The 1,325-nt window shown below is 59.3% G+C and carries 1 protein-coding gene and 1 pseudogene; one reads left to right on the forward strand and one right to left on the reverse strand.

Going from position 1 to position 1,325, the window contains the following annotated elements:
- Positions 1 to 193 precede the first annotated feature (193 nt).
- The gene (locus AC1DYI_RS35870) at positions 194 to 676 is read left to right on the forward strand and encodes an NUDIX hydrolase (RefSeq protein WP_477208855.1); all 483 of its coding nucleotides are present in this window, start codon (positions 194 to 196) and stop codon (positions 674 to 676) included.
- Positions 677 to 1,159: 483 nt separating this feature from the next.
- On the opposite strand, the pseudogene AC1DYI_RS35875 reads toward AC1DYI_RS35870, so the two are convergent.
- A pseudogene (locus tag AC1DYI_RS35875) lies at positions 1,160 to 1,325 on the reverse strand (IS30 family transposase); the annotation flags it as partial.

Consider the following 1,325-nt stretch of genomic DNA (forward strand, 5'->3'; position numbering starts at 1 on the left):
CCCTTAGCACATGGTCAGCTTTAGTCCAAGGTTCCGTCGTCAAGGTGGCCGTCGCAGGCGCTTTCCTTTTCTTGGTGGTGTGGGTGCAGAAGCGCGTCTTCCCCCGGCGAGCATGAATCGCCTGGTGCCTAACCCCTCCGTCAAGGGGACGTCCCGCCAGCGGKCCGCCCCTTACGTCGAACGTTAGAGCGCAATGATCTCCTTCAATGCCGGAACACACCAGTTCCATTTCCGCACAGCCGCAGTCGTCCTGCGAGGCAACCACGTTCTCCTCCATCAGCTTGAGGGCGATAATTTCTGGGCACTGCCAGGCGGCAGAGTCGAGTTGGGCGAAACGGCAGCCGAAGCCATCGTCAGAGAGTTCTCCGAAGAGTTGGGGGTTAAGGTCGAGTGTGGCGAGCTCCTCGGCGTCGCCGMGAACTTCTTCCTCTATGCTGGCAAGCCCCATCATGAAGTCGGCCTGTACTTTGCTGCCACTCCTGACCCAATTTCGCCCCTCGCCATGTCGCAAGGTCCATACCTTGGAACAGAAGGTCATCGGTCGCTGCGGTTTGCGTGGTTTGATCGCATGAGCCTTCAGTCGGTTGATGTCCGGCCAAAATTCTTGGTTAAAACGCTTGCATCCAAAGAGGTAAGAATTGGGCATGCCGTTCAGCGCGATCACGCTGCGCCCTAACCCCTCCGTCAAGGGGACGTTCTGCGCCAAGGCGCAGACCGCCCCTTACGTCGAACGTTAAGCGGCAGAAAACAAGGGCCTGTGTGCTTCAACGCTTCGCAGCGCGKTGGTTAACCGGCAGAGCGGCGTCYGTAGGCCAGCCGCACGCGGCTACAAGAAGCGTCCTAATGGGCTCCGCCTTTGGCAGTGTCTTCGGTTCGCTGGCTGCCGGCGTCGCTTTGCGMGCGGTAGTTCGTTTGTTGGCTTTTGTTGCGGAGGCGACAGGAGTTTCCAAAATTAGTAGCATGGGCGTCAGTTTGGGGGCCGRATTCTACGTTTTCCCTTGCTCRTCTCGCCTCTGYCCTTGCCCCTCWCAAGCCATCTCCSAAGYCYGAGTYTTGTGTMCATGYCACCCCAACGGCATCTGCCATCGCGAAGCAACAMGGGCAAGGGTMRGCWGCATCGGAAGGGAACGCGCAATGTCGAGCYGCCTGCCGCTTGAGTTCAACGTTGAAGTGCAACACCCCGCGGACGGCCGAATGCTTCGGCCGGAGTCCTGAATCCTAGTCTTTCTCTTGGCCGGCTGTTGAGTTCACCCGCAATGCGGTCGCACTCGGCTTGGGTCAGCCCCTTCAAGCACATGCCCTTGGGCAGGTACTGCCGAAGCAAC

The sequence above is a fragment of the Ideonella sp. P3_A4 genome, from assembly GCF_056403075.1.